The following is a 26,056-nucleotide window of genomic DNA, read 5'->3' on the forward strand; positions in this document are numbered from 1 at the left end:
TCCAGCGTGACCCGGTCCAGACGTAAGGACAAGCGAAAATAACTGCAGGAACGCTTAAGCTGAGCTGTAGAATCAGGGCATGCTCGACGTGCGGCGCATGCAGGTGCTGCGCGCGGTGATCACCAGTGGGTCGATCACCGCCGCGGCCCGAAACCTCGGGTACACCCCGTCGGCGATCAGCCAGCAGCTCTCGGTCCTCGAACGCGAGGCGGGCACCGAGCTGCTCGAACGCGTGGGCCGCGGCATCCGGCCGACTCCCGCGGGCGTGCTGCTCTCGGAACACGCCGAGACGCTGAGCGCGGAGCTGGCGAAGGCCGAGGCGGCGTTGACCGAGCTCAAGGAAGGCCGCACCGGCAAGCTCGCGATCCGGTACTTCGCCACGGCCGGCGCGTCGGTGATCCCGCACGCGGTGGCCGCCGTGCGCCGCGAGCACCCCGGCGTGTGGCTCGACCTCAAGCTCACCGAGCCCCACGACCCGATGCCCGAGGTCGAGGAGGGCCGCGCGGACGTGGCCATCGTCGTCACGCCGCGGGCCACGCCGCCCGCGAAGGGCATCGAGATGGTGCACCTGCTCGACGACCCGTATCGGGTGGTGCTGCCGCGCCACCACGCGCTGGCGCGCAAGCGCGTGCTCGACCTGACCGACCTCGCCGAGGAGTCGTGGGTCGGCGTGGACCCGCTGCCGGGCGCCTGTCGCGCGATCCTCGACGGTGCGTGCGCTTCGGCCGGCTTCACGCTCAACCCGGTGGTCGAGGCCGAGGACTACCAGACGGCGCAGGGATTCGTGGCCGCCGGCCTGGGCGTGTGCCTGATCCCGGAGCTGGGCGTCGGCACGCCGCACCCGGGGGTCATCGTGCGACGCGTGCGCAACCCCGAGCCGTGCCGGATCATCCACGCGGCCGTGTCCGCGCGGGCGTGGGGCAATCCGGCAGTGCACACGCTGATCGACGCGATGCGTCAGGCGATCTCCAAGGTCGCCTGACGCCGGATCAGCCGCCTGCTCGGTCGGGCGAGCGCGTCAGACGAACAGCAGCTCGGAAACGCCGATCCCGATCAGCACGGCGCACAGGATCGCGGCCACGGTGAGGATCAGCTTCCGCCGGGCCGCGGCCTTCTGCCGCACCTCGGCCGCCGACGCCGCCTGCTGCGCGGCCGACGGCACGAACCGCGCCGTCGGCGGTTGCGGCTGGGCCTGCTGAGGCGGGTGAGCCGGCTGGGCCGGCATCATCTGCTGCGTGGGCTGGGCGGCCATCGGCTGCTGCAGGGGCTGCGGCGCGGCCGGTGCGTAGGGCACCTGCTGCACCGGCATCTGCATCAACGGCCCGGGCTGTCCCGGCTGCACCGGTCCCGGCTGACCCGTCTGGTTCGGCGGCATCGGCCACGCCGCGGGCATGGTCGGCATCGCGGGCGCGGTGGGCGGGATGAACGCCGTCTGCTCGCGGCCCTCGGTGATCGCGCTGAGCGCCGCCACCGTGTCGGCCATCGTCGGGCGCGCGGTCGGGTCCATCCGCAGCATCTTGCGCAGCGCGCCGGCCAGCACGCCCGCGTTCTGCGGCGGCCGCTCGGACGACTCGCCGTCGTCACCGAACGGCGCCACCCCTTCCACGGCCGTGTACAGCGTGGCGCCGAGGGAGAACACGTCGGCGGCCGGCGAGGCCGGGGCGCCGCGCGTGACCTCGGGTGCGCGGTAGGCCGGGTGCGGCCCGCCGCCGGTGATGCCGATGTCGGTGAGCTTCACGCTGCCGTCGTCGGCCAGCAGGACCGTGCCGGGTTCGAGCGTGCGGTGCACGATGCCGGCCGCGTGGATCGCGGCCATCGCGTCGCCCAGCATGATGCCGAGCGACGCCGCCTGCTCAGGCGTGAGCCGCCCGTGCTCGGCGAGGAACGACGCCATCCCGCGTGACGGGATGTACTCCATGACCAGCCACACGTCGGGGCCGTCGGGCAGCACGTCGTACACGGTGATCGCGCTCGCGTGGTCCACGCGGGCCGCGTCCTTGCCTTCCTGCATCACCGTGGCGCGCGCCTGCTCGGCGCGGTCCGGGGGCAGGCCGACGGGCAGGTACATGCGCTTCATCGCGACCGTGCGGAACAGCCGCGTGTCGAACGCCTGCCACACGATGCCCGCGCGGCCGCGGCCGATCGGCTGGTCGAGCCGGTACCGGCCGCCGACGATGGTGCCTTCTGAGCTCAAATCTGTTCCTGGATCGCTAGCCGCCTGCCGGCGGTTGGTCGCTCGAAGGAGTCGTTGTCGGGCTGCTAGGCGCCGTTGTCTGCTTCGAGCTCGATGTGGTGGACGGCGTCTCCTGCTCGGACGACGTCTCGCGCGACGGAGTGTTCCGCGCGGAGGTCCGGCGAGACGACGTCGTCTCGCGTGAAGAAGTCTGCTCTTGGGAAGACGTCTCTTCTTCGCTCGTGGTTGCTTCTTCACTCGAAGGAGCCGTATCTGTGGTCGGAACCACAGCCGACGACGTGGGCGGGGGAGCGGGCTGCTGCGACGCGTCCGGCGGGTTGTTCGAGCTCAGCAGCCACACGCCGAGCGCCACCAGGCCGACCACGACGATGGCTCCGATGATCGCCGGCTTCTTCCACGCGCCGGGCTTCTCGTCCTCGTCGTCGGTGGGGCTGGTCTGGCCACGCGCCGGGGGCGGCGGCTCGTCGTAGCCGTCGTCATACCCGTCGTCGTACTGGTCGTCGGCGTAGACGTCGTGGGTCGGCACGGACCGGGTGGCGGCCAGGCCGTTGCGGCCCGGGTCGCCGTAGAGCGGGGGCTCGCCCTGGTACTGCTGGTCGTAGCCGTCGTAGTCGTTCTGGGGGTACGCGGCGGCCGCGGGGTACTCGGCTTCGTCGTCGTAGTACTGCTGCGCCGGGCCGGGCTGGTCGAGCAGCGTGCCCGAGTGCGCGGCGTCGTCCATGTCCTCTTCGGGGAACAGATGCGTGGCGGCCGCGCCGGCCACGGCGGCGGCACCGAGCGTGCCGGCCGAAGCCACCATCACGGTCTCGCCGGCCGGTCCGCCCAGCGGGGTCTCGCCGCGCGCGACGGACGCGAGCAGCTCTTCACACTCTTCGGCCGTGGGCCGGTGGTGGATGTCGGGGTGCAGCAGCACGGCGAGCACGCTCGCCAGCGGGCCCGACTGGCGCGGCGGGTTGATCTGCCCCGCGGCGACGGCGTGCAGCAGGCTCAGCGTGTTTTCCGACAGGCCGAACGGCGGTTGGCCCTCGCACGCGGCGTAGAGCGTGGAGCCGAGCGAGAACACGTCGGACTCGGGGCCGGGGTCACCGCCGATCGCGACCTCGGGCGCGAGGTACGCGGGCGTGCCGGCGATCATCCCGGTCTTGGTGACCGTGACGTCGTCCTTGGCGCGCGAGATGCCGAAGTCGGTGATCTTCACCGTGCCGGTGCCGGCCAGCAGGATGTTGCCCGGCTTGATGTCGCGGTGCACGATCCCCACGGCGTGGGCCTCGCGCAGCGCGGCGGCCACTTGGGCGCCGATGCGCGCAACCTCGAGCGGCGGCAGCGTGCCGCGCTCCTGCAGGACCTGGGCGAGGCTCGTGGAGTTGAGGTACTCCATGATCAGGCACGGCTGGCCGTTGTCGTCGGTGACGACGTCGAACACCGAGATCGCGTTGGGGTGGTGCAGGCGCGCGGCGATGCGGCCCTCGCGCATGGTGCGCTGCCGGGCGTCTTCGGCGTCGTGCTCATCGAGGCCCGGCTGCATCAGCAGCTGCTTGACGGCCACCGTGCGGCCCAGCACCTCATCGTGTGCCTGCCAGACGGCACCCATCGCGCCGGTGCCGATCCGGCCGATGATCCGGTACCGGCCGGCGACCAGACGACCCTCGTCGCTCACGCGACCTCCCTTTGGGGCTCCGACTTGCCGGAGCGGGACGTGCCCACCCCGAAGACGCGACCATCGACCGGTCGCAGCACCGGAGCGTAGGCACCTGTCGTGGGCCGTGTGCCGGTTTTCCCGAGTCCGGCCCGTGACAAGGCTAGGCGTTCACTCTGTGCACACGCACGCGGCACGGTCTGATCGTCTACCCGGAACAGTGTTTGTGCAGGTCAGGAGAATGCGACGGCGGAGAGCAGTCGCGCTTCGGAGATGACGTCGTGCTCCACGACGTCGAACAGCTGAGTGACGCGCAGCAGTGTGCCGTCGGCCTGGTGCAGCACCGCGACGGCGACGACGGACCCGTCGTCCTGCACGCGGGCGTCCTGCACGTCGATCGACCGCGCCGCGCTCCACGCACGGACCAGGCTGCCGGCTTCGCCCTGGGCGAGGCCGGGGGCCAGCAACGCCAGCGCGTTGTCGGGGTTCTTGTCGATCGACGAGTAGAAGGACTTCACGGCCTTCAGCTTGTCGGCGTCGGACGTGGCGACCGCGCCGGTGGCCTCGGTGTCACCCGTGGCCGGCGTGGTGCTCGGCACGGACGTGCTTGGGGCGCCGGTGTGCTGCGTGGCCGAGCCGGTGTTCTGCGTGGGCTGCGGGGTGCCGTCGCCGGACTCGGTCGACGTGCCCTCGCGGTGGCCGAAGGTGGTGCCGCCGGCGCCGTGTTCCTGCGGGCTGGGCACGGCCTGGCCGCCGAGCGCGGCGGCGCCGCTGAAGCCGGTGGGGATGGTGTCCTCGGCGACCGGGGTGGTCGGTCGGGGTCCACCGCTGAGCAGGGCCGCGGTGACCACGGCGCCCGCGACGAGCGCACCGGCGCCGACGAGGCCCACCTGCTTGGCCCGGCGGGCGAAGCGGCTCTCGGGTTCTTCGGCGGGTTCGGCGGACCTCGCGGCGTCCGCGCGGTGCGCCGGGTCCATGCGGTGTGACCGTGGCGGCAGGTAGTTCTGCGGCTCGCGGAAGACCTGCTCGAGGTAGTCGCGGTCCTCGACGCCGACGCCGTCGAGCAGCTCGGCCGGGATCACGTCCTCGACGCGGACGGCAGTGACCTCGCGGGTCTCACGCCGTGTGCGCTGCCGATCAAGCACGAAAGTCCTCGCTCTGGGGTTCGGGGACGGCGGTACGGCCGTTCGGTCGTACGCCGCTGCTCCGGGCGGCCGATTCGTGGTCGGTGTCCTGAGCCGTTGTCGCCAGGTAACCCTGTGGTGACGGGCGGCCGCCAGGCTCAGTCGCCGGAATGCCGTCGTCATACGACGAGCGGCAGCTTATGTCACCCAACCGGAGCAGGTTCAACCGCTTACCGCACCGCACGTGCATCGGAACGGGCACTCTGCACTTGCACGAAACGTTCGGCGCGAGTTCGACGATCGTGCCTGGTCAGGCGCCGTCGTCGGCGATTTTTTCGTCGTCGCCGAAGGTCAGGGTGCGCTGCTCGATCGTCTTGGTGCCGTCGGTGTGCGTCACCTCGAGGGTGTTTACGGTCGTGTTGCTGTCGGGGTCGATCTCCACCTTTTTGACCTCGAAGTACGCCACGTTCGCGTAGCGCTGGCGCAGGCCCTGCGGGCCCTCCTGCTTGAGGTCCCCGGTGGTCACGGCGGCCGCCTCGTTGGGGTCGGTGGTGACCGTGTTGAAGAACTTCTCGGTGTTGTCGCCCATCGTCTTCGGGTTCTTCGCCGGTCCGTAAAACGGGTTGGTCGGCGAGGTCTCGCGCTGCGCCGGCGTGACCGGCGGCTTCGCGTCCGGCGCGGCGGGCGTCGACGTGGGCCCGGTTGTGACGGGCGCCGAGGAGTCGCTGCTCGACGAGTCGGTCGGCGTCCGCGCCTCGCTGGTGTCGGAGCCGACGGCGTTCTGCGGGTGCGTGTCCGGGTCGGAGTCGGCGGAGTCGTCGGCGGTGCGGTGCTTGCCGCCGGAGCTGCTGTCCTGCGGGCCGCCGCCGGTTCCGCCCTGCTGGCCGAGCGACGGGTCCGGGAGGATCAGCGGGTTGCCGCCGTTCTGCCGGCCCGGCCAGCCGCCGCCGAGCGCGTCGGTGGTCGTGGTCGGCCCGCCGACGAGGAAGGTGCCGGCGAACAACAGCCCCACCACCACCGCGCCCGACGCGCCGGTCGCGAACCACGCCGCCTTCCGCCACGTCTTCGGCGGCGTGACCGACGCTGGCACGGACCCCAGGTCGAACTTGCCGAGCCCGTCGAGCAGCGGCGCGGCGTACACGCGCACTTCGTCTTCTTCTTCGTCGAGCGCGGCTTCGTCGAACGGCCCCCGCTCGCGCGCCTTCACGGCCGGCGCCCGCAACGTGACCCGCTGCCGCTTCGGCGGCTCGGGCTGCGCCTCGCGGTTCGGGTTCTCGGCGCGATTCGATTTCCCGGCCGCGCTCAGGTCCACGTGCTCCCGCGCGGCTTCGGCCTCGGCCTGGTCCAGCTCGGCCTGCAGGGCTTGCGCGGTCTGCTCGGTCTCGTCGGGGTCGACCTGCGGCTGCGCCAACGTGGCCGCCGTCGCCGCCACCCGCTCCCGCCGGCTCCGCCGCATCTGCGGCCGCCCCAGCCCCTCGTGCGGCGGCACGTCCGCCAGCGAACGCGTGGTCCCCGGCGCCGCCCACGCCCGGTCGACCTCACTCATCGGCACGGGATCCGGCACCACGGCCTGGCCGGTCGGCACCCGCCTCTCACCCGACCCGAACTCCGGCGTGATCGTGCTGGAAGCCGGACCGATCAGGGCACTCTGGCGAGCCGGCACACTGTGCCTGACCTGCGAAAAGTCGGGGGCAATCGTGCCGGTCAGGGTCCCGGCGGGATGATCCGGCACCGCGTTCTGTGCGGTGACCACGGTCGCTCCGACCGGCGGAAACCCTGCGCCGAGCTGGCCGGCGGGAGAGTTCAGCAGCGCGCTGGCGCCCGCGGGGATACCGAGCCCGAGCTGCGGGAACTCCGACCCGGCCGCCGTGGCGAGATCACCGGAACGAGCTCCACTCCACGGCGATCCCGACTCCTGCCCGGCCTCGCTCGGCTCAGCGACCGGCCCGGCTTCGTCGAGCCGCCCTGCGGTGAACCCGCGATGGCCTCGGCTCGGCTGCGGCAGCTCGGTGAGCCCGCGCTCAGCCGCCGGTCCGTCCGTGGCCTGACCGGCGAGTCCGCGCTGATAAGCGAGGTAGTCCTCGTGAACGCGGTACTCGTCCCGCGGCTCGTCGGCTCGGCGCGTCGGCTGGGGGAGGGCGATCGGCGGACGCGGCTGACCCTGCGGCACTCCGCCAACAGGTGAGGGGACAACAGGTGACTGGGCGACCGGCGCGGGCAATGTCCCCTGCGTCGGCGCGAAGCTCGGGCGCGGACCGGCCGCACCCCGGTGCGGAGACAGCGGCGCCGGAGACAGCGGCGCCGGAGACAGCGGCGAACCAGCCGAAGCCACCGGCGAACCGCCACCCAGCCCCTCGACGTTCTCGACCCCGGGCCGGTGCCGGTGGTGCCCCCCACCGTGCGGCGGGACCACGGGCGTCCACGTGTCCGTGTCCTGAAGGCTGCGAGCACGGTGCCGGCCCGGCACCGTGACCTCCGCGGCCGTCACCGTGTCCGGGTGGTTCGAGCGTGTCGACCCACCCATCGCGTTTCCCGTCATGCCCGTCCGACCCCTCCCCGGTGTGGGCGTGACGGCACCGGCACCCCGATCAACCCGATCGGAGCAGAGATGCGAGCGGAGTCACTTGCGTCCACACTTGCGAACTCCCGCGCATCTGCACGCGCATACGCCAGTGGGCGCGCGGAGCCGCAGCTCCCGCGCGTCCTCCGGGCGTCGCCCGACCCAGACGCATGGGTCCTCACGAACCCAAGACTAGGAAACCCCCAGGCGAAAGTCTCGGGGCAAACTGCAACTTGCACAGGTTTCACTCTGTCGGGCGCGACCGAACGGGCGTGGGGTCACGCTACGCAGCGCAATCGCCGCAGCTGGGGGTGGTCACCCTCCGCTGCGGTACCTCTCCCGGGTCGACTGAAGGGCCTTCGTGGCCACAGCACCGCTACCGACAGCAATCACGATGGCGATGATGTCGGCCGTCGGTCCCCCAGAAGTGATCAGCCAAGCGAGCAGTGATGCCGCCGTGGTACCACCGGCGACCATCCAGCGGCTGCGCACGTACTGCGCGACAGGCGCGCCGCCGGCTCGCTTACCCGCTGCGTTGTTGAGCAGCGCCAGGTAACCGACATGGCCCAGTGCCGCCAGAACGCTCGCGATCGCGATGATGACGGCGATGACGTTAATCATGGGTCCAGTCTGCCCGGTTTCGCGCGGCGATGAATCGGGGAAGACCCCGATGTGGCCGTAAGTTCACCGGCCGAGGCGGCCGCGGCCCAGGTTGAGCAGCGCCATGGCCAGCTGTCGGCCCTCCGGCCCGAGCTCGCGGTAGCGCTCGAGCACGTCCATCTCGCGGTTGTAGACGATCCGCGTGCCGCCGGCGGCCATGCGGGCCGCGCCGATCGTCTGCGACACCTCCACGCGGCGTTTCACCAGCCGCAGAATTTCGGCGTCGAGGAAGTCGATCTCCTTGCGCAGCGAGGAGATGTCCTCGCCGGCGGTGGTGTTCTCGGCGGGCTGGCCGTCGGCGTTCTGAGTCTGCGGGTTCATCGGGACCTCTCTGGCGTTCCGGACCCTCGGACGGCGAAAGCCCCGGGTCCGTCGGACTCCGGGGCTGCGGGTGATGGCGGGTGGGGCACTACGCGATCACGGGAGCCGGAGGCCGGGTCCCGTAAAAAAATCGCTCGCTGCTGTGCCGCACCGGATCAGTATGGCACAGGAGTTTCGCCGCGCCGCCGCAAACTCCGCACGCGCGCGTGCACCACGAGGGTCACGAACAGCCAGAACAACGGCATCGCCGGCCAGAAGAAACCGACGCCCAGCACGGCCCACCGCACGATCAGCAGCACCGCCAGCACGGCCACGATCGCGGCGTGCACGCGCAGCGCCGGGTGCTCGCGCAGCGCGGCGAAGGTGAGCGGCCAGCCGGGTGCCGGGCGGCGCGCAGCCGGTGGGCGTGGCAGGTCGGTGGTGAGCGCGCCGAGCTCGTCGACGTAGCGCGTCGCGTAGACGGTGCCGAGCCGTTCCTCTACTTCTTCGAGCGTGAGCCGGCCTTCGGAACCGGCGGACTGGATGGTCGCGGCGACGCGTTCGCGGTCGCTGTCGGATGCCCTCAACCGGGCGGGGATCTTGTCGTCCATACCGTTCGATGCTCCGCGCGCGGGTGCGTTCGCGCGTCGGACGGGAGGCGACACCCCGGCGTACGTCGGCGAGCGCAGTCGCCTGCCAGCGAACCTGTCGTACCCCAGGGGTAGCGTGGATGGGCGATGGACACCCTCTTCGATCTCCCCGCAGAAAAGCCCGCGCCCGCCCGCAAGGCCGCCGCCGAGCTGCTCGAGGACCTCAACCCCGCGCAGCGCGAAGCGGTCATGCACGCCGGCGGGCCGCTGCTCGTCGTCGCCGGTGCGGGGTCGGGCAAGACCCGCGTGCTCACGCGCCGCATCGCGTACCTGTTGGCGGAGCGGGGGGTGCACCCCGGCGAGATCATGGCGATCACGTTCACCAACAAGGCCGCGGCCGAGATGCGCGAGCGCGTCGCGTCGCTCGTCGGCCGTCGCGGCAACGCGATGTGGGTGTCCACGTTCCACTCGATGTGCGTGCGGATCCTGCGCCGTGAAGCCAAGACGCTCGACATGTCGTCCAGCTTCTCGATCTACGACTCCGACGACACGAAGCGGCTCATCACGCTCGTCGCGCGGGATCTCGACATCGACCCGAAGAAGTACGCCGCGCGCACGCTCGCGGTGCACATCTCGAACCTCAAGAACGAGCTCACGGACCCCGACGCGGCGGTGGCCAACGCGGCCAACGACCTGGAGCGCCGCGTCGCCGAGGTGTACGTCGAGTACCAGCGCCGGCTCGAAGCGGCCAACGCGTTCGACTTCGACGACCTGATCATGCGCACGGTCTCGCTGCTGCAGGCGTTCCCCGATGTCGCGGAGTACTACCGGCGCCGCTTCCGCCACATCCTCGTCGACGAGTACCAGGACACGAACCACGCGCAGTACACGCTGGTGCGCGTGCTGGCCGGGACCGAGTCTGATGGAGCCACCGACACCGGCATCGACCCGGCCGAGCTGGTCGTGGTGGGCGACGCGGACCAGTCGATCTACGCCTTCCGCGGCGCCACGATCCGCAACATCGAAGAGTTCGAGCGCGACTTCCCCAACGCGCACACCATTCTCCTGGAGCAGAACTACCGCTCCACGCAGACGATCCTGTCGGCGGCCAACGCCGTGATCGAGCGCAACCCCAACCGCCGGGCGAAGCGGCTGTGGACCGATTCGGGCGACGGCGAGAAGATCGTCGGCTACGTGTCGGACAACGACCACGACGAGGCCGCGTTCGTCGCGGGCGAGATCGACGCGTTGGCGGAGAAGGGCGAGGCCGACTACTCGGACGTCGCCGTCTTCTACCGCACCAACAACCAGTCGCGCGTGTTCGAGGAAATCTTCATCCGGCTCGGCCTGCCGTACAAGGTCGTCGGCGGCGTGCGGTTCTACGAGCGGCGCGAGGTGCGAGACATGCTCGCGTACCTGCGGGTGCTGTCGAACCCGGACGACACGGTTTCGTTGCGGCGCATCCTGAACGTGCCCAAGCGCGGCATCGGCGACCGTGCCGAAGCTGTGGTGGCCACGCACGCGGAGCGCGAGCGCATCACCTTCGCGGCCGCGCTGCGCGATGCCGTCGAGGGCAAGGTGGCGCTGCTGAACCCGCGCTCCGCCAAGGCGATCACCGGGTTCGTCACGCTGCTCGACGACCTGGGTGAGCTGGCGGCGTCGGGTTCCGAGGTGCACGACCTGCTGGAAGCCGTGCTCGAGCGCACGGGTTACCGCGCGGAGCTCGAAGAGTCCGACGACCCGCAGGACGCGTCGCGCGTCGAGAACCTCACGGAGCTCGTCACGGTGGCGCGCGAGTTCGCGGAGTTCACCGCCGAGGTGCAGCAGGACGAAAACGCCGAGCTGGTGCTCGACGACGGCGTGCCCGCGCCCGGCTCACTCGCCGCGTTCCTGGAACGCGTGTCCCTGGTCGCCGACGCCGACTCCATCCCGTCCCCGGACGGCGGAGACGAGGGCGACGGCGGGGCCGGCGTTGTCACGCTGATGACGGTGCACACGGCCAAGGGCCTCGAATACCCGGTGGTGTTCTGCACGGGCTGGGAAGACGGCGTCTTCCCGCACATGCGCGCGCTGGGCGATCCCCACGAACTCGCGGAGGAGCGGCGGCTCGCGTACGTGGCCATCACGCGCGCACGGCAGCGGCTGTACGTCTCGCGGGCGCTGGTGCGCTCGGCGTGGGGCCAGCCGCAGATGAACCCGGCTTCGCGCTTCCTCGACGAGCTGCCCCCGGACCTCGTCGACTGGCGTCGGCTGGAGCCTTCGTCACCCGGCTTCGGCAACTTCGGCTCTTCGTCGGGCTCGTCGTCCTCGGGCCCGCGCGCGGCCACCACATGGGGCCGGCGTTCCCCGTCTTCCTCCTCCACCACGTCCTCGTCGCCCTTCGGCAAGGGCTGGAAGGACACGGTGGCCCTCAAGCTCGACGTCGGCGACCGCGTCAGCCACGACAAATACGGCCTCGGCACCGTCATCTCCTGCGACGGCGTCGGTCCCCGCGCCACGGCCACCATCGACTTCGGCGCGTCCGGCAAGGTCCGCCTCATGCTGATCGGCAGCGTGCCGATGGTGAAGCTCTGATTTTTGTCGGACCCCTCGTTTAGGCTCCCTCCTGTCGAACACAAGTTCGATTGCGTGAGGTAGGCTGGCTCTCGTCCGCCGGCCACCTCGGGAGGGAGCACGAGGGTGTGGACACGATCTTGTTTGGCGTCCTGGCGGCAGGGGTACAGAGCTACCTGCGGGGAATTTCGGGGACAGCGGGGGTTTCTGGCGGTTCGGGGACTGCCGTTTCGGGGGTTCCATGGGGTGCGGGGGCTTCGCCCGCTTCGGGGACTTCTTTCTCGGGGACTTCTGTCACTTGGCGGGCTTCTCTCAATTCGGGGACTTCTGTCACTCCGGGGAGTGGCACAGGTCCTGGCGGGTCCGGCTCTGGTCCGGGATTCATTCCGGGCTCCGGTCGGCCCTGCGGCACCGGCTGCGCTTCGGGGGAAGCTCGCCGACTGGCCGCCGCCTGGCGCGCCCTCCTTCGCTACCACGACCTCGGCCCCGACGGCCGCTGCCTCGCGTGCGGCCCGGGCCGCTGGACCACCCGCTCTTCGTTGGCCGCTCCATTACTCACGGAATCCGGCTCACCCAGCCGTCCCGGGCTGCTCACCCGACTCTCGTGGCTCGCCCGCCTGGGCTGGTGGCCCGTGCGCCGGCACCCCACGGGCCTCTGCACGGTCTGGCAGGTGGCCGTCGCGTACTTCATCCGCCGCCTACCGAACGGGGAACGCTAGCCGCAGCCCCGCGACTCAGGGGACGCCTTGGCTCTGATGCTTCCGCCGGCTCCGCGTGGTCACTCATCTGGCGAGTCATCCCTTGGGTGGCGGCGCTCCCGGCCCGACAGCAGCGCGCGGCGACCGATCGCCAGGAGATGAACGCGTCGGAGGAGGGGATCGCCCGGAGGCGGTGCGTAGTGCGGGAGCGCGGGTCTGCGATGGCGACAGCGAACAATCGCGAGGGAGGTGGGCACGTTCGACGATGACATCGCCCGGGAGCGACTCGCATTGCGTGAGAGCGGGCCCACGGCGCGCGAGAGCAAGCCCACGAAGGGCGAGGGCGACCAGGCGCCTGGTCGTGACTCCACCCGGAATGGCATTCCCGGCGCGACCTGCGGCGCAAAGCTCGGGCGCATGCGTCGCCGGACCTGCGAGCGGGCGTGACTTCTCACTCGCGGGGGCGCAGACGGCATCTGGCCGGGAGAACGGAGGGGGTGCTGGCCTGGGCCGGGCAAGGGTCTCGCGAAGGCGTCAGAGCGGGCCGGGGAATAGCCGCTGGGCCGTGAGTGCCTTCGGCAAGGGAGGCGCCGGGGCGTTCACATGGCGACAAAGCGTCAGGGCGCACGGGTGGCCGATCGGCGAATGGCGCAGCGCGATCGCCACAACGTGGGCGCCCTCAGGTAAACCGGCTCGCGAGAGCCGGCCGACCCGGAGGTACGGCGCTCGATCGCGAGGCACAAACACCTCCGGCCACGGAAGCGTGGAGGCGCTGACCGTGACCGGAAGAAAACCAGTGAAACCGAAGAACAGTAAGGAGAAACCAGCCGACCGAACTCAGACGACGATGCCGCGGGCGGCGAGCCACGGGCGCGGGTCGATCTTCTTCGTGCCGCCCTGCCAGACCTCGAAGTGCAGGTGGGGGCCGGTGCTTTCGCCGCGGTTGCCGATCTCCGCGATCTGCTCGCCGCACTTCACCTTCTGGCCCTCGTGGACCGAGAAGCTGTTCATGTGGCCGTAGACCTGGATGGTGCCGTCGTCGAGCTGCACGCGGACCCAGAGGCCGAAGCCGCTGGCGGGGCCGGCCTGGATCACGGTGCCGTCGGAGGCGGCGTAGATCGGGGTGCCGATGGAGTTGGCGATGTCGATGCCGAGGTGGCTGCTGCCCCAGCGGGCGCCGAAGCCCGAGGTGAACGTGCCGTGGGCCGGGAGGCAGGTCTTGGGGCGCTCGGCTTCTTCCTTGGCCTTGCGGGCGGCGTCGGCTTCGGCCTGCTCGCGGGCTTCGGTGATCTTCGAGCTGTCGGCCATGCGGGCGGCCTCGGCGGAGGCGTCCATCGAGTGGCCGACGGGCAGCAGCTCGGGCGCGCCACCGGAGCCGGCGCTGCCGAGGGTGAAGGAGGCGCTCGCGTCCTGGGCGTTGGCGAGCGGGGCGACCGCGGTGTCGGCGTCGGTCGAAACGGTCTTGAGGGTCTGGCCCGCGGCGGCAGCGGCGAACGCGCCGGCCGCGACAGCAGCGACCACAACTCGCCCACGCAGGGCGGAGGACGGCGGTGCGATGCGGTGCGAACCCCGCACGCGGATGACCGCACCGTCCAGTGCGTCCTTCAGCGCCGGGGAAGGGGCTTGGCCGCCGGGGGAGCGGTGTGAAGCCAAGACAGGGCCTTCCATCGTCGGGGAGCCGGGTCGTCGCGCGACTACGGGCGGGGGATCCCGTTGAGCCAACCTCGGGGGTGGTTCGCTCGGCGTTGCGCTTCGTGACCTGACTGTAATGGGGACCCGGGGACAGTAACGAAGGGGCACCGTTGTGAGCAAGGTTCCCCCGGCGCTTCCGCCGAACGGGCGGCCCCCATCACGCGGCTAGCTGTGGAGATTACCCAAAGTTAACCGGAAACTACTCCGATCAGTGTGATCTCCGTTACAGGACTTTCGGGCATCCACACGCCCAAACGGCGGCCGCGCGACCCTCCGAACGGCCCCACCGTTGAAATAAACGTTTGCGCCCCTCTGTTGAAGGGAATTCACGCCCTCGTCTGTGGCGCCGATCACTCGCCTCGCCGGGTGATCACCCGAACGCCCGATCAACCCACCGACATGCGCGGACGCCCTCCCGCCACCGGTTGCGCCCTCCCGCACCGTCCTGTCGCGGAGCGCGACTCCTCTCACGGCTCGCGCCCCACTGCGGAAGCCCCACCCGCTCAGGCTTGCTAGCGTCGCCTCCGATGACTTCGTCCGAAGGACCCCACGACGGGGACTCCTCCCCGGCCCGTTCCGGCTCCGACCCGGACAGCCCCACGCCGCCCGCCGCCCCCCGCCGGCCCAGCCTCGCCGAGCGCAAGGCCGCCGCCCGCGAACGCGCCCGTGCCGAAACCCGCCGCGCCGGCCGCCGCCGACCCGCTCAGGCCGACCCCGCTGACGAGGACCTCGGCAGCGACGTCACGTCCAGTACGAACGGCACTTCGCCGCTCAGTACTGACACGGACCCCGGCGCGCCGACTGATTCGAGCAGGGCTGCGGTGAGCGGCGTGAGCGCAAAACGCGTCACCCCCGACAGCACCACCAAACCCAAGCCCCCCAGACCCAGCCCAAACCCCACCCCCACCACCCCCACCACCCGCACCACCCTCACCCCCACCCAAGCCACCGAAGCCGTCGAATCCGGCTGGCGTCCCCGGGCTCCCTTCCAGCCCGACCTCGAATACGCCGACCGCACCCCCGAACCCCGCCTCAAAACCGCCGTCGCCCTCCTCGCGGTCGGCGCCCTGGCCCTCACCGCCGGCGCGATCCTCCCGATCTCCCCCGACGCCGCCCCCGGTTATCTCGCCTGGCCGCTCCTCGCGCTGCTCGCCCTGGTTCCCGCCGGCATCGTCGCGGCGGCCGCGTTCAGTGGCCGCCACGGTCTCGCCGCCGGGCTCACCATCGGGCTGGCCGCGCTGGCGCCGGGCCGGCTGCTCCTCGATCTGCAGTTCCTCGTGAACGGCTCCAAGACCGTCCGCCCCGAGCTCTTCCTCCCCGATCGCCTGCTGGACCGCAGCGCGGTCGGCGCCGGGTTCTGGCTGTTGGTCGTCGGGCACCTGCTGACGATTGCCGCCGGCATCACGGTGGCGCAGGTGGCGCGGGGGCTGAACGAGGTGGCCGGTGACGACGGCGGGCGGCGGCGCTGGCGGCTGGTCGTGCCGTTGCTCGCGGTGGTGGGCGGCGTCGGGCTGGTGGTGGCGCCCGTGGTGTCGGACAACCCGTTCCTGCCGGCGCCCTCGGCGTTCGACGGGCCCGGCGTGGCGCTCACGGGCTACGTCCTGGTGGTGGGCGCGCTGCTGCTCGCCACGGTGCTGGGCTTCGGCGCGGCTTCCGACGGGGTGGCGCGCGGGACGCTCGGCGGCGTGGCCGCGGCGACGTTCGCCGTGGCGGTGCCGCCGTTGGTGGGCGGGCTGGCGGTGGGCGGGCTGCACCTGGCGTGGGGTCCGGTCGTCGCCGTGGTGGCGATGGCGCTGGTGCTCGCGCTGGTGCCGTTGGCGACGCCGCAGGTGGCCCAGGTCGAACGCACCGACCTCGCCGGCGAAGCGCGCATCCCGAGCCTCACGTTGTGGCGCACCGCCACGGCGCTGCTGGCCGTGCTCACGGCCGTGACCGCGGCCGTCGGCGCGCTCGCGCCGCAGCTCGATTCGGCGACCGCCACGCAGAGTCCCGCTCGCTGGGTGCTGCTCGTGGCCGCGGTGCTCATCGTGTTGCCCGCGCCGTTCGTGTTCAGCGCGAAAGCCGCCCGCGGCCTCCTCGCCGTGCTCTGGTCAGGCGTCGTGCTCGCCGGCACGGCCGTGCTCAGCACCGCCATCACCGCGTCGCAGGCGACCGGGCTCGGGGGCGGGCTCGGCGGCACGATCAGTTACCACCTCGGCGCCGGCGCCGTCTTCACCGCGATCGCGCTCGGCCTGGCCGGGCTCACGGCGCTCGCCGCCGTGGTGACCGGTGTGGTCGAGCGCGACGACGAAGGCACCGAAGGCCCCCGGCCGCGCGTGCTGCTGCCCGTGGTCGCCGCCGCGGTGCTGGCCGTGCTCGCGTTCGGCACGCCGGTGTTCCGCGCGCCCGACTACTCGGTGCCCGGCATCTGGTCCGATTTCGACACTCCTTCGTGGGGACTGCTCACCGCGCTCCTCGTGGTGCTCGGCGTGCTCGCGCTGAGCGTCCGCTCACGGCCCGGCGCCGCCGCGGCCGCGCTCGCCGGGGCGGCGCTCGTGCTCGCCGTCCACGTGGCACAGCTGCCGCTCGTCGACATCGCCGGCCGCACGCCGGGGCTCGGGTTCTGGTTCGGGCTCGCCGCGATCGTCGTCACAGCGGCAGCCGCCGCGACGGCCGCGTCGGGAGCGAAAAACACCGTCGGTGGGCGGACTCACACCCCCTGACCGCGTACGGTGACCGACTTCACCAGGTGCGGAGTCCCCTGCCTCTTCGCAGGTCGCTAACCTCGACTGGTCCGACAGCGCGGTCCGGATAACGGACCACCACAGTGGCGTGTCGTCAGGAGACTGGAGTAGTGGACCTCTACGAGTACCAGGCGAGGGATCTCTTCGCCGCCCACGGAGTACCGGTTCTGCCGGGCTCGGTGGCAAACACCCCCGAAGAAGCCAAGGCCGCCGCGGAGCAGATCGGCACCCAGGTCGTCGTCAAGGCGCAGGTGAAGGTCGGCGGTCGCGGCAAGGCCGGCGGCGTCAAGCTGGCCCAGACGCCGGACGAGGCCAAGGAGAAGGCGGAAGCCATCCTGGGTCTCGACATCAAGGGCCACATCACGCGCCGCGTGCTCGTGGCGGAAGCGTCGGACATCGCGTCCGAGTACTACTTCTCCTTCCTGCTGGACCGGTCCAACCGGACCTTCCTGGCGATGGCGTCGTCCGAGGGCGGCATGGAGATCGAGCAGCTCGCCGTGGAGCGCCCCGAGGCGCTCGCCAAGATCCCGGTCGACTCGGTCACCGGCGTCGACAAGGCGAAGGCGCTCGAGATCCTGAAGGCGGGCAACTTCCCGGCCGACATCATCGACGAGGCCGCCGACGTGGTCGTGAAGCTCTGGGAGACCTTCGTCTCCGAGGACGCCACCCTCGTCGAGGTCAACCCGCTGGTGCGCGACCCCCAGGACAAGATCATCGCCCTCGACGGCAAGGTCACCCTGGACGAGAACGCTTCCTTCCGTCAGCCGGGCCACGAAGCCCTGGTGGACAAGGACGCCGAGAACCCCCTCGAGGCGAAGGCCAAGGCCAAGAACCTCAACTACGTGAAGCTCGACGGCGAGGTCGGCATCATCGGCAACGGCGCCGGGCTCGTCATGTCCACTTTGGACGTGGTGGCGTACGCGGGTGAGAAGCACGGCGGCGTGAAGCCGGCGAACTTCCTCGACATCGGCGGCGGCGCGTCGGCGGAGGTCATGGCGGCCGGGCTGGACGTCATCCTCAACGACACCGACGTGAAGAGCGTCTTCGTCAACGTCTTCGGCGGCATCACCGCGTGCGACGCGGTGGCCACCGGCATCGTCGAGGCCCTGAAGATCCTGGGCGACGAGGCCACCAAGCCGCTGGTCGTCCGCCTGGACGGCAACAACGTCGTCGAGGGTCGCCAGATCCTGGCCGACGCGAACCACCCGCTCGTGACCGTGGTGGACACAATGGACAACGCGGCCGACAAGGCTGCCGAGCTCGCCGCGGCAGGTGCGTGAGATGTCGATCTTCCTGAACGAGAACAGCAAGGTCATCGTGCAGGGGCTCACCGGCTCCGAGGGCATGAAGCACGCGACCAAGATGCTGAAGTCCGGCACGAACATCGTGGGTGGCGTCAACGCCCGCAAGGCCGGCCAGACCGTGAGCATCGAGGGCAAGGACCTGAAGGTCTTCGGCACCGTCGAAGAGGCCATCAAGGAGACCGGCGCCGACGTGTCGGTCATCTTCGTGCCGCCGAAGTTCGCCAAGGACGCCGTGCTCGAGGCCGTCGACGCCGAGATCCCGCTCGCCGTGGTGATCACCGAGGGCATCCCGGTCCACGACTCGGCCTACTTCTGGGCCCACGCCGTGGCCAAGGGCAACAAGACCCGCATCATCGGCCCGAACTGCCCCGGCGTGATCAGCCCGGGCAAGTCCAACGCCGGCATCATCCCCGCCGACATCTCGGGCCCGGGCCACATCGGCCTCGTCTCGAAGTCCGGCACGCTGACCTACCAGATGATGTACGAGCTGCGTGACATCGGCTTCTCCACCGCCGTCGGCATCGGCGGTGACCCCATCATCGGCACCACCCACATCGACGCCCTCGAGGCGTTCGAGAAGGACGCCGAGACCAAGGTCATCGTGATGATCGGTGAAATCGGTGGCGACGCCGAGGAGCGGGCCGCGGCCTTCATCAAGGAGCACGTGACCAAGCCGGTCGTCGGCTACGTCGCGGGCTTCACCGCCCCCGAGGGCAAGACCATGGGTCACGCGGGTGCGATCGTGTCCGGTTCGTCCGGCACGGCGGCCGCGAAGAAGGAGGCCCTCGAGGCTGCCGGCGTGAAGGTCGGCAAGACCCCGAGCGAGACCGCCGTCCTCGCGCGCGAGCTGTACAACAACCTCTGACCTGCACAAACACGGGTCACACGGACCGGGCACCAGGATTGGTGTCCGGTCCGTGGCGTTTCCGGCTGCAACCGAACGGGCATCCCGTGCGTCCAACGGCCCGGACGGGGGACCCTCGGATGCGCTAGCGTTCGGCGACGCGGCCGTCACGTGATTCGTCCGGGTGCCACCTTCCCCCGGAGTTGCCGGCGAACGACAGGAGAGCTTCCGATGACCTTCCCCAGCGGCGGGCCTGGCTACCCCCAGCAGGGCGGTGGCCAGCAGCAGCCCCCTCAGGGACCGCCCCCGTCGGGCGGGTTCCCGCAACAGCAGCCGCAGCAGGGCCCGCCGGCCTCGGCCGGGCCGGTGCTGCCGCAGAACCTTCCGCTCGTGCTCGCGCTCGTGGTGACCGTGCTGGGCGTCGTCCAGTACTTCATCGGCTTCTCCGACGAGGCGGGTGACGTCGGTCAGGAGACGATCTTCCTGCTCACCGGTGGCCTGCTCGCGGCGATGCACGCGCTGCCCAAGGCGCCGCGGGTGCTGCCGTTCGCCGCGCTGTTCAGCGTGGTGGGCGCGCTCGGCGCCCTCGACACGACGGTGGCCGAGCGCTCGACGCCGGGCATCGTCACGGTGGTGCTGATCCTCGGCATCGTGCAGATGCTGGTCGCGGTGGCCGCGCTGCTCATGGAGTACGGCGTGCTCAAGCCGCCGGCGCCGAAGCCGTCCGTGCCGCACTACCAGCAGCAGTACGGCCAGTTCCAGCCGCCGCAGCAGCAGCCGGGTCAGTACCCGCAGCAGCCGCAGCAGCCGGGTGCGACGCCGCCGGGGCAGCAGGCCACCACGTACGCGCCGCAGCAGGGCCAGTTCTTCCAGCAGCCGCAGGGCGAGCAGGGCAAGCCCCCGGGCACTCCGCCGGGCGGCTTCGGCCAGCAGGGCTGACGCCCGCTCGCTGCCCCGAGGTGGTGTCCGGTCCGCTGGACCCATGGGGGTGGTGGTGATCTTCGATGCCCTGGCCTCGGTAAAACACCCGCTGTGACTCTCCGTGTCACAGCGGGTGTTTTTGTTGTCCGGAGTGCCCCCGACCGGGTGGGTTACCTTCGCCACGGGCCGGTGGGGCGGCGTGCCTCACCCGGACGGCCCAGCCCGGGTGTCAAGGTGCGAAGCATGCAGCAGCTCACCAGTTCTCCACGCCCGGGTGGCGAGCCGGTGGGCGACACCGTCGAACTCGACGCCGAGGTCGCTCCGGCCGCCCGGGTGCGCGTGTTGCTCACCGCCGCCTTCGGGCCGCTGATCACGGAGTACGCCGTGGTCGCGACCCTGCTCGCGGTGGTCGCGCTCACCGCCGAACGCACCGCGTTCTCCGCCACCGGCATGCTGCTCACGGCCGGGCCCGGCTGGCTCGCCGCGTTCCAGGTGCAGCTCGGCATCGCCGGTCACCCGCTGGGCGTGCTGCCGCTGCTGCCCACGATCGGCGCGGTGCTGCTCGTGGCGCGCACTGCGTCGGGCGCTGCGCTACGGCTCGGTTGTGCGACGCTGCGCCAGGCCGTGCCGCTGATCTGCGTGATCGCCGCGGCCCACGCGTTGTTCGGCCTGCTGATCGGGCTGCTCTCGCTCGGCGCGCCGGTGCGGGCGAACCCGCTGCTGGCGTGTGTGGTGCCCGCGGTGTTCGCCGCGCTGGCGGCCACCGGCGGGGCGGTGCGCCGCTGTGGCCTGCCCGCGGCGCTGGTCGAGCGGCTCGACCCGAGCGCCGTCCGCGGCCTGCGCGCGGGCGCGCTGGGCCTGGCGGCGCTGCTCGCGGTGGGCGCGATCGTGTTCACCGCCGCCACGGTGCTCTCGGTGTCCACTGTGGACGATCTGTTCGAGCCGTCGTTCGGCAACAGCCTGGGGTTGCTGCTGCTTTCGGTGGTGTACCTGCCCAACGCCGTGGTCGCGGCCCTGTCGTTCGTGAGCGGACCCGGTTTCACGATCGGGTCGCTCGACGTCAGCCTGGTCGGTTACCGCGGTGGCTCCGTGCCGGCTGTGCCGCTGCTCGGCGGCATTCCCGAGCACACCGCCGCGTGGTGGCCCGTGCTGCTGGTGCTGCCAGCGGCCGTCGGCGCGCTGGTGGGCTGGTCGGTGCGCCACGCCGACGACGACCCGGCCGCGCGCATCCGCATCGTCGCCGTGGCCGGTGCCGTGGTCGGCTTCGGCTGCGTGGTGCTGGGCACGCTCGCGGGCGGGCGTCTGGCCGACGGCCCGTTCGACCCGGTGAGCGTGCCGGTCGGGGTGGCGTCGATCGTGGCGTTCTGCTGGATCGTGATCCCGGGCGGGTTCGTGGCGTTCTTCGCGGGCGCGCACGAGCCGGCCGCGCCGCCGGAATCGCTGGAGGGCGAGGAGTTCGCCGGGGAGTTCGCCGACGAAGAGGCGGGCGACGAGGACCTGGCTGAAGACGCCGAGGACGCCGACGACTTCGAAGAGGACACGGACGAGACCGACTTCGAAGAAGACGCCGCCGACGACGAAGACACCGCCGACGTCGATCCCGACGAGGTGCTCGAAGACGTCGATCCGGAAGAACTCGACACCCATGAGTTCGACGCCGAGTTCACCGGACCCCGAGTGCCGGCCCAGCCGACCTCGCCGGAGTACGACGAGTACGACGCCGAAGCCGAGGCCGAACTGGGCCTCGAACTGCCCGAAGACGTGCCCCTCGACCAGCCGGAACCCACCGTCGACCACACCTCCGGGGCCGGCGCCGACGACCCCGGCGCTGTGACCGAGTCCACCGACGGCTCCGGCGAGGACGAGGGCCGCGAGCGCGACCGTTAGGGTTGGGGTGACCTGGTGAAGCGTGGTGCGCCCGAGGCGCGCCGCCGCCGTGCAAGGAGCCCGTTCTGGCCAGCCGCTTGGACCTGCCGACCCCGGTGAAGATCGTCGTGCTCGCCTCCGGGTCGGGCACGCTGCTGCAGGCGGTGCTCGACGCCGTCGCGCGCCCCGCGTTCCCGGCGCAGGTGGTGGCCGTGGGCGCCGACCGCACCGGCATCGAGGCGCTGGCCCGCGCCGAGCGCGTGAGCGTGCCGTCGTTCACCGTCCGCATGGCCGACCACCCCGATCGCGACGCGTGGGACAAGGCGCTCACCGAAGCCGTGGCCGCGTACGAGCCCGACCTGGTGGTGTCGGCGGGGTTCATGAAGATCCTCGGCGCGCAGTTCCTGGCACGGTTCGCCGGCCGCGTGATCAACACGCACCCGGCGCTGCTGCCGTCGTTCCCGGGGATGCACGCGGTGGCCGACGCGCTGGCCGCCGGCGTGAAGGTGACCGGGTCGACCGTGCACTTCGTCGACGCGGGGGTGGACACCGGTCCCGTCATCGCCCAGGAGGCGGTGGTCGTGGAGACCGACGACACCGAAGACGTCCTGCACGAGCGGATCAAGGCCGTGGAACGCAGGCTGCTGGTTGAAACGATCGAGCGACTCGGCCGTGGTGGCTGCACCGTGGACGGACGAAAGGTGAGGTTTTCGTGAGCGTCGAGAACACTGCAGAGGGACGGCGCCCGGTCCGGCGCGCGCTGATCGGCGTCTCGGACAAGGCCGGCCTGCTCGAGCTCGCGACCGGGCTGCACGCCGCGGGTGTGGAGATCGTGTCGACCGGCGGCACCGCGAAGGTGATCGCGAACGCCGGGGTGCCCGTGACGCCGGTCGAGCAGGTGACCGGTTTCCCGGAGTCGCTCGACGGCCGCGTGAAGACGCTGCACCCGCGCGTGCACGCGGGGCTGCTGGCCGACCAGGACAACCCTGACCACGTGGAGCAGCTGCGGAAGCTCGAGATCGCGGCGTTCGCCCTGCTCGTGGTGAACCTGTACCCGTTCACACAGACGGTGGCTTCGGGCGCGAGTCCCGAAGACTGCGTGGAGAACATCGACATCGGCGGCCCGGCGATGGTGCGCGCGGCCGCGAAGAACCACGGCAGCGTCGCGGTGGTCGTGGACCCGGCGCGCTACGCGTGGGTGCTGGAGCAGGTCGCGGCGGGCGGCTTCGAGCTCGTCGACCGCAAGCGGCTGGCAGCGCAGGCGTACGCGCACACCGCCGCGTACGACTCGGCGGTCGCTTCGTGGTTCGCCAACGTGTACGCGCCCGCGGACGACTCGGGCTTCCCCGACTTCCTCGGCGCCACCTGGGACCGCGGCGACGTGCTGCGCTACGGCGAGAACCCGCACCAGAAGGCCGCGCTCTACCGCAGCACCGCCCCGGGCCTCGCGCACGCGGAGCAGCTGCACGGCAAGGCCATGTCGTACAACAACTACGTGGACACCGACGCCGCGCGCCGCGCCGCGTTCGACTTCGCCGAGCCGGCCGTCGCGATCATCAAGCACGCCAACCCGTGTGGCATCGCGGTGGGCGTGGACATCGCCGAGGCGCACCGCAAGGCCCACGCGTGCGACCCGGTTTCGGCCTACGGCGGCGTGATCGCCACCAACCGCCCGGTCACGGTCGACGCGGCCGAGCAGATCGCCGAGGTGTTCACCGAGGTCGTGCTGGCGCCGGACTTCGAGCCCGAGGCGCTGGAAATCCTGCAGCGCAAGAAGAACGTGCGGCTGCTGAAGCTGCCCGTGATCGAGAACCCGGCGCCCGTCGAGCTGCGCCCGATCTCCGGCGGCGTGCTCGTGCAGACCGTCGACACGATCGACGCGCCCGGCGACGACCCCGCCAACTGGGAGCTCGCCACCGGCACGCCGGCCGACGCGCAGACGCTCGCGGATCTCGCCTTCGCGTGGCGCGCGCTGCGTGCGGTGAAGTCCAACGCCATCCTGCTGGCCCACGACGGCGCGACCGTCGGCGTCGGCATGGGCCAGGTCAACCGCGTCGACTCGTCGCGGCTGGCCGTGTCGCGGGCCGGCGACCGGGCGAAGGGTTCCGTCGGCGCTTCGGACGCCTTCTTCCCGTTCCCCGACGGGCTCGAGGTGCTGCTCGAAGCGGGCGTGCGCGCCGTCGTGCAGCCCGGCGGGTCCATTCGCGACGCCGAGGTGATCGCGGCGGCGGAGAAGGCGGGCGTCACGCTGTACCTCACGGGTACGCGGCACTTCGCGCACTGAGGTTCTTCGAGGAGGGGCCGGCCCGGTTTTCGGGCCGGCCCTTTTTCATGCGTCGGTGCGCAGGAGGGCGTACACGACTTCGTCGCGGTACGCGCCGTCTCGCCAGGTGACCTGGCACATCAGGCCTTCGCGGTGGAAGCCGGTCTTCTCCAGCACGCGCTGCTCGGCCCGGTTGTCAGCGTCGGTGAACGCCTCGAGCCGGTGCGTGCGTGTGAAGCGGAACAGGTGGTCGACGAGCAGCCGGTGGGCCTTCGTGCCGAGGCCGTGGCCGCGGTGGTCGGGCAGCAACGTCAACCCGATCTCGTAACACCCACCCGCCGGCCCACCCCGATCGGCGGCCTCCCAGCTCGCCATCCCGGCCACGGCCCCGCCCACGGTGACCGCGAGCGCCGTCGACTCGTCCCCGACGAACCCGTCATCGGCGAACCGCCGCCGGCGCGCCTGCGGGTTGGTGAACCCGGGCCACTGGAACGCGCCGAGCACCTCGGGCTCCGTGGCGAACCGGTCGAGCACCGGCAGGTCCTCCTCGGCGAAGGCCCGCAGGGCGATGTGCTTCATGGTGACCACCGGCTCCCTCACCCGTTCTCGACAACCGTCGAGCTTAGAGCCGGGATCGGTCACGCGCGCAGGGGACGGAAGAACTCGCGGATCTCCGTGACGAGGTCGTCAGGCCGTTCCCGCGTGGCCGGGCCGATGATCTTGTGGACCTCCCGGAACGAGCCGGGCCGGCGGTGGGAGAACAGCAGTGGGAGCGGCCGCGGGCCGACGCCGCGGGCGTGGACGAAGTGCAGGGTGGCGCCACCGGCTTCGGCGAGGAACTGGGGCAGGGCGTTGAGGTGTGCTCCGGCTGCGCGCCAGTCGAACTCTGTGAGCCAGAACTCCACGAGCTCGGCGAGGTAGCCGGGCGGCGTGCCGTGGGTCCAGTCGCGCCCGGACAGGGCCTGGGAGCAGCGGGTGCGGGCCAGGCGGTCGTGGAGGTCGGCCGGCTGTTCGTCGGTGGTTTCGCTGCGGAACGGGCGTTTCACGGGGTTCCTGTTCTCGGTCTGCTTCGAGGATGGAGCGGCCGTGGGCGCGGCGCTGGCAGGAAAACGACAGCAGTTCCGGCTTCGGCTTGACAGGTCCGCCGGATCCCGGTGTACTTGGTTTGTCGAACAGGTGTTCGACGCAGGGTGTCGAGAGCCGCCTTCCCCGCGGTGCGTCGGTGCTCGCCCTGTGGGGCTCTGGCCTGGGCCTGCGGCGGGGTGGGCGCCGGCGTGTGCGTGGAGGGGAGGTGCGTGCGGTGACGGCAGTGGTGGAGCCGGTGGCTCGGCTCGCCGCGTTGCCCGGCGTGAGCACGGCGAGCCGGGTGGCCGAGCGGCACGAGCACGCCAGGGCGACGGGAAGGGTGCTCCCGGTGTCCCCGGCGCTGGCCGGCTTGCTGCCCGACGCGGGGCTCCGGCGCGGGAGCACCGTGGCGGTCCACCGCTCCCCGTCGCTGCTCCTCGCCCTGCTCGCCGAGGCCACCGCCGCCGGGTCGTGGGCGGCGGTGGTCGGCGTGCCCTCCCTGGGCATCGCCGCGGCGGCGGAACACGGTGTCGACGTGTCGCGCCTCGCCCTCGTGCCCCGCCCGGGCGCCGAGTACCCGTCGGTGGTCGCCGCGTTGCTCGACGGCGTCGACCTCGTGGTCACCGAGCCCCGCTCCCTCCGCCCGAACGTCGCCCGGCGCCTCTCCGCCCGCGCCCGCCACCGCGGCGCCGTCCTGCTCTCCCTCGGCCCCTGGCCCGCCGCCGACCTCGAACTCCACTGCACCCCGGGCCCCTGGACCGGCCTCCTCGGCTCCGGCGCGGGCTTCCTGCGCTCCCGCCCGGCCGACGTCCACGCCCGCGGCCGCGGCTCCGCGGCCCGGCCCCGGACGACCACGGTGGCCCTGCCCGGCCCCACCGGCCGCGCGGCGACGGTGGAGCCACTGGCGATTCCGGTGGAGCTTCCGTTGCAGCGGCTCGAGGAGCTCGAGGAGGAGGTGGCGGGATGAGTGGGGGTTTGTTTTCTTACGCTGCCGGTCGCCGCTTCGGTGCTGCGTTTGCTGAGAAGCCGCTTCCGCGCCTGGAAATCCAGGTCGCCGCTCGCT

At 71.6% G+C, this 26,056-nt stretch carries 20 protein-coding genes; 10 read left to right on the top strand and 10 right to left on the bottom strand.

Going from position 1 to position 26,056, the window contains the following annotated elements:
- Nucleotides 1–79: 79 nt before the first annotated feature.
- The gene (locus tag VSH64_RS41515; protein ID WP_326568187.1) at nt 80–982 is read left to right on the top strand and encodes a LysR family transcriptional regulator; all 903 of its coding nucleotides are present in this window, start codon (nt 80–82) and stop codon (nt 980–982) included.
- Between the two features lie 36 nt (nt 983–1,018).
- Here the strand turns inward: VSH64_RS41515 and VSH64_RS41520 are convergent, their stop codons facing one another.
- From VSH64_RS41520 to VSH64_RS41550, 7 genes are all read right to left on the bottom strand, one after another.
- Nucleotides 1,019–2,194, bottom strand: coding sequence for a serine/threonine-protein kinase (locus VSH64_RS41520; protein ID WP_326568188.1), 1,176 nt, complete (start codon nt 2,192–2,194; stop codon nt 1,019–1,021).
- A 16-nt stretch (nt 2,195–2,210) separates the two neighbouring features.
- Nucleotides 2,211–3,851, bottom strand: coding sequence for a serine/threonine-protein kinase (locus tag VSH64_RS41525; RefSeq protein ID WP_326568189.1), 1,641 nt, complete (start codon nt 3,849–3,851; stop codon nt 2,211–2,213).
- 212 nt (nt 3,852–4,063) lie between these two features.
- Nucleotides 4,064–4,975 (bottom strand): hypothetical protein, encoded by a 912-nt coding sequence (locus VSH64_RS41530; protein WP_326568190.1) that lies wholly within the window; start codon nt 4,973–4,975, stop codon nt 4,064–4,066.
- A 289-nt stretch (nt 4,976–5,264) separates the two neighbouring features.
- On the bottom strand, nt 5,265–7,124 hold the full coding sequence (locus tag VSH64_RS41535) for a coiled-coil domain-containing protein (RefSeq protein ID WP_326568191.1): 1,860 nt from the start codon (nt 7,122–7,124) through the stop codon (nt 5,265–5,267).
- 705 nt (nt 7,125–7,829) lie between these two features.
- Nucleotides 7,830–8,135, bottom strand: coding sequence for a hypothetical protein (locus VSH64_RS41540; protein ID WP_326568192.1), 306 nt, complete (start codon nt 8,133–8,135; stop codon nt 7,830–7,832).
- 63 nt (nt 8,136–8,198) lie between these two features.
- Nucleotides 8,199–8,495, bottom strand: coding sequence for a chorismate mutase (locus VSH64_RS41545; protein WP_326568193.1), 297 nt, complete (start codon nt 8,493–8,495; stop codon nt 8,199–8,201).
- A gap of 155 nt (nt 8,496–8,650) precedes the next feature.
- Nucleotides 8,651–9,085, bottom strand: coding sequence for a DUF1707 SHOCT-like domain-containing protein (locus tag VSH64_RS41550; RefSeq protein WP_326568194.1), 435 nt, complete (start codon nt 9,083–9,085; stop codon nt 8,651–8,653).
- Nucleotides 9,086–9,211: 126 nt separating this feature from the next.
- On the opposite strand from VSH64_RS41550, the gene pcrA reads away from it, so the two are divergent.
- Nucleotides 9,212–11,638 (top strand): DNA helicase PcrA, encoded by a 2,427-nt coding sequence (pcrA, locus tag VSH64_RS41555; protein ID WP_326568195.1) that lies wholly within the window; start codon nt 9,212–9,214, stop codon nt 11,636–11,638.
- A gap of 1,514 nt (nt 11,639–13,152) precedes the next feature.
- On the opposite strand, the gene VSH64_RS41560 is transcribed toward pcrA, so the two are convergent.
- Nucleotides 13,153–13,836 carry a M23 family metallopeptidase gene (locus tag VSH64_RS41560; protein ID WP_326838182.1) on the bottom strand — a complete coding sequence of 228 codons (684 nt, stop codon included), beginning with the start codon at nt 13,834–13,836 and terminating at the stop codon, nt 13,153–13,155.
- Nucleotides 13,837–14,534: 698 nt separating this feature from the next.
- Here VSH64_RS41560 and VSH64_RS41565 point away from each other — a divergent pair.
- From VSH64_RS41565 to purH, 7 genes are all read left to right on the top strand, one after another.
- Complete coding sequence (locus tag VSH64_RS41565) at nt 14,535–16,709, top strand: hypothetical protein (protein ID WP_326568196.1); 2,175 nt, start codon at nt 14,535–14,537, stop codon at nt 16,707–16,709.
- A gap of 131 nt (nt 16,710–16,840) precedes the next feature.
- Nucleotides 16,841–18,010 (top strand): ADP-forming succinate--CoA ligase subunit beta, encoded by a 1,170-nt coding sequence (gene sucC / locus VSH64_RS41570; protein ID WP_326568197.1) that lies wholly within the window; start codon nt 16,841–16,843, stop codon nt 18,008–18,010.
- 1 nt (nt 18,011) lies between these two features.
- The gene (gene sucD, locus VSH64_RS41575) at nt 18,012–18,899 is read left to right on the top strand and encodes a succinate--CoA ligase subunit alpha (protein WP_326568198.1); all 888 of its coding nucleotides are present in this window, start codon (nt 18,012–18,014) and stop codon (nt 18,897–18,899) included.
- 210 nt (nt 18,900–19,109) lie between these two features.
- Nucleotides 19,110–19,817: a DUF5336 domain-containing protein gene (locus VSH64_RS41580; protein WP_326568199.1), complete on the top strand. Its 708-nt coding sequence runs from the start codon at nt 19,110–19,112 to the stop codon at nt 19,815–19,817.
- A 225-nt stretch (nt 19,818–20,042) separates the two neighbouring features.
- The gene (locus tag VSH64_RS41585; RefSeq protein ID WP_326568200.1) at nt 20,043–21,686 is read left to right on the top strand and encodes a cell division protein PerM; all 1,644 of its coding nucleotides are present in this window, start codon (nt 20,043–20,045) and stop codon (nt 21,684–21,686) included.
- A 77-nt stretch (nt 21,687–21,763) separates the two neighbouring features.
- A complete protein-coding gene (gene purN / locus VSH64_RS41590) occupies nt 21,764–22,381 on the top strand; it encodes a phosphoribosylglycinamide formyltransferase (RefSeq protein ID WP_326568201.1) in 618 nt (205 codons plus the stop codon).
- On the top strand, nt 22,378–23,949 hold the full coding sequence (purH, locus tag VSH64_RS41595) for a bifunctional phosphoribosylaminoimidazolecarboxamide formyltransferase/IMP cyclohydrolase (RefSeq protein WP_326568202.1): 1,572 nt from the start codon (nt 22,378–22,380) through the stop codon (nt 23,947–23,949). Before purN ends, purH begins: the two co-directional genes overlap by 4 nt.
- Nucleotides 23,950–23,994: 45 nt before the next feature.
- Here the strand turns inward: purH and VSH64_RS41600 are convergent, their stop codons facing one another.
- Together VSH64_RS41600 and VSH64_RS41605 are read right to left on the bottom strand one after the other, a co-directional pair.
- On the bottom strand, nt 23,995–24,507 hold the full coding sequence (locus VSH64_RS41600; RefSeq protein WP_326568203.1) for a GNAT family N-acetyltransferase: 513 nt from the start codon (nt 24,505–24,507) through the stop codon (nt 23,995–23,997).
- Between the two features lie 59 nt (nt 24,508–24,566).
- Nucleotides 24,567–24,974 carry an epoxide hydrolase N-terminal domain-containing protein gene (locus tag VSH64_RS41605; protein WP_326568204.1) on the bottom strand — a complete coding sequence of 136 codons (408 nt, stop codon included), beginning with the start codon at nt 24,972–24,974 and terminating at the stop codon, nt 24,567–24,569.
- 254 nt (nt 24,975–25,228) lie between these two features.
- On the opposite strand from VSH64_RS41605, the gene VSH64_RS41610 reads away from it, so the two are divergent.
- The gene (locus tag VSH64_RS41610; protein ID WP_326568205.1) at nt 25,229–25,960 is read left to right on the top strand and encodes a hypothetical protein; all 732 of its coding nucleotides are present in this window, start codon (nt 25,229–25,231) and stop codon (nt 25,958–25,960) included.
- The last annotated feature ends 96 nt before the right edge of the window (nt 25,961–26,056 follow it).

Origin of the sequence: Amycolatopsis rhabdoformis (assembly GCF_035918295.1) — a bacterium.
In the GTDB taxonomy this organism is placed as follows: Bacteria; Actinomycetota; Actinomycetes; order Mycobacteriales; family Pseudonocardiaceae; genus Amycolatopsis; species Amycolatopsis rhabdoformis.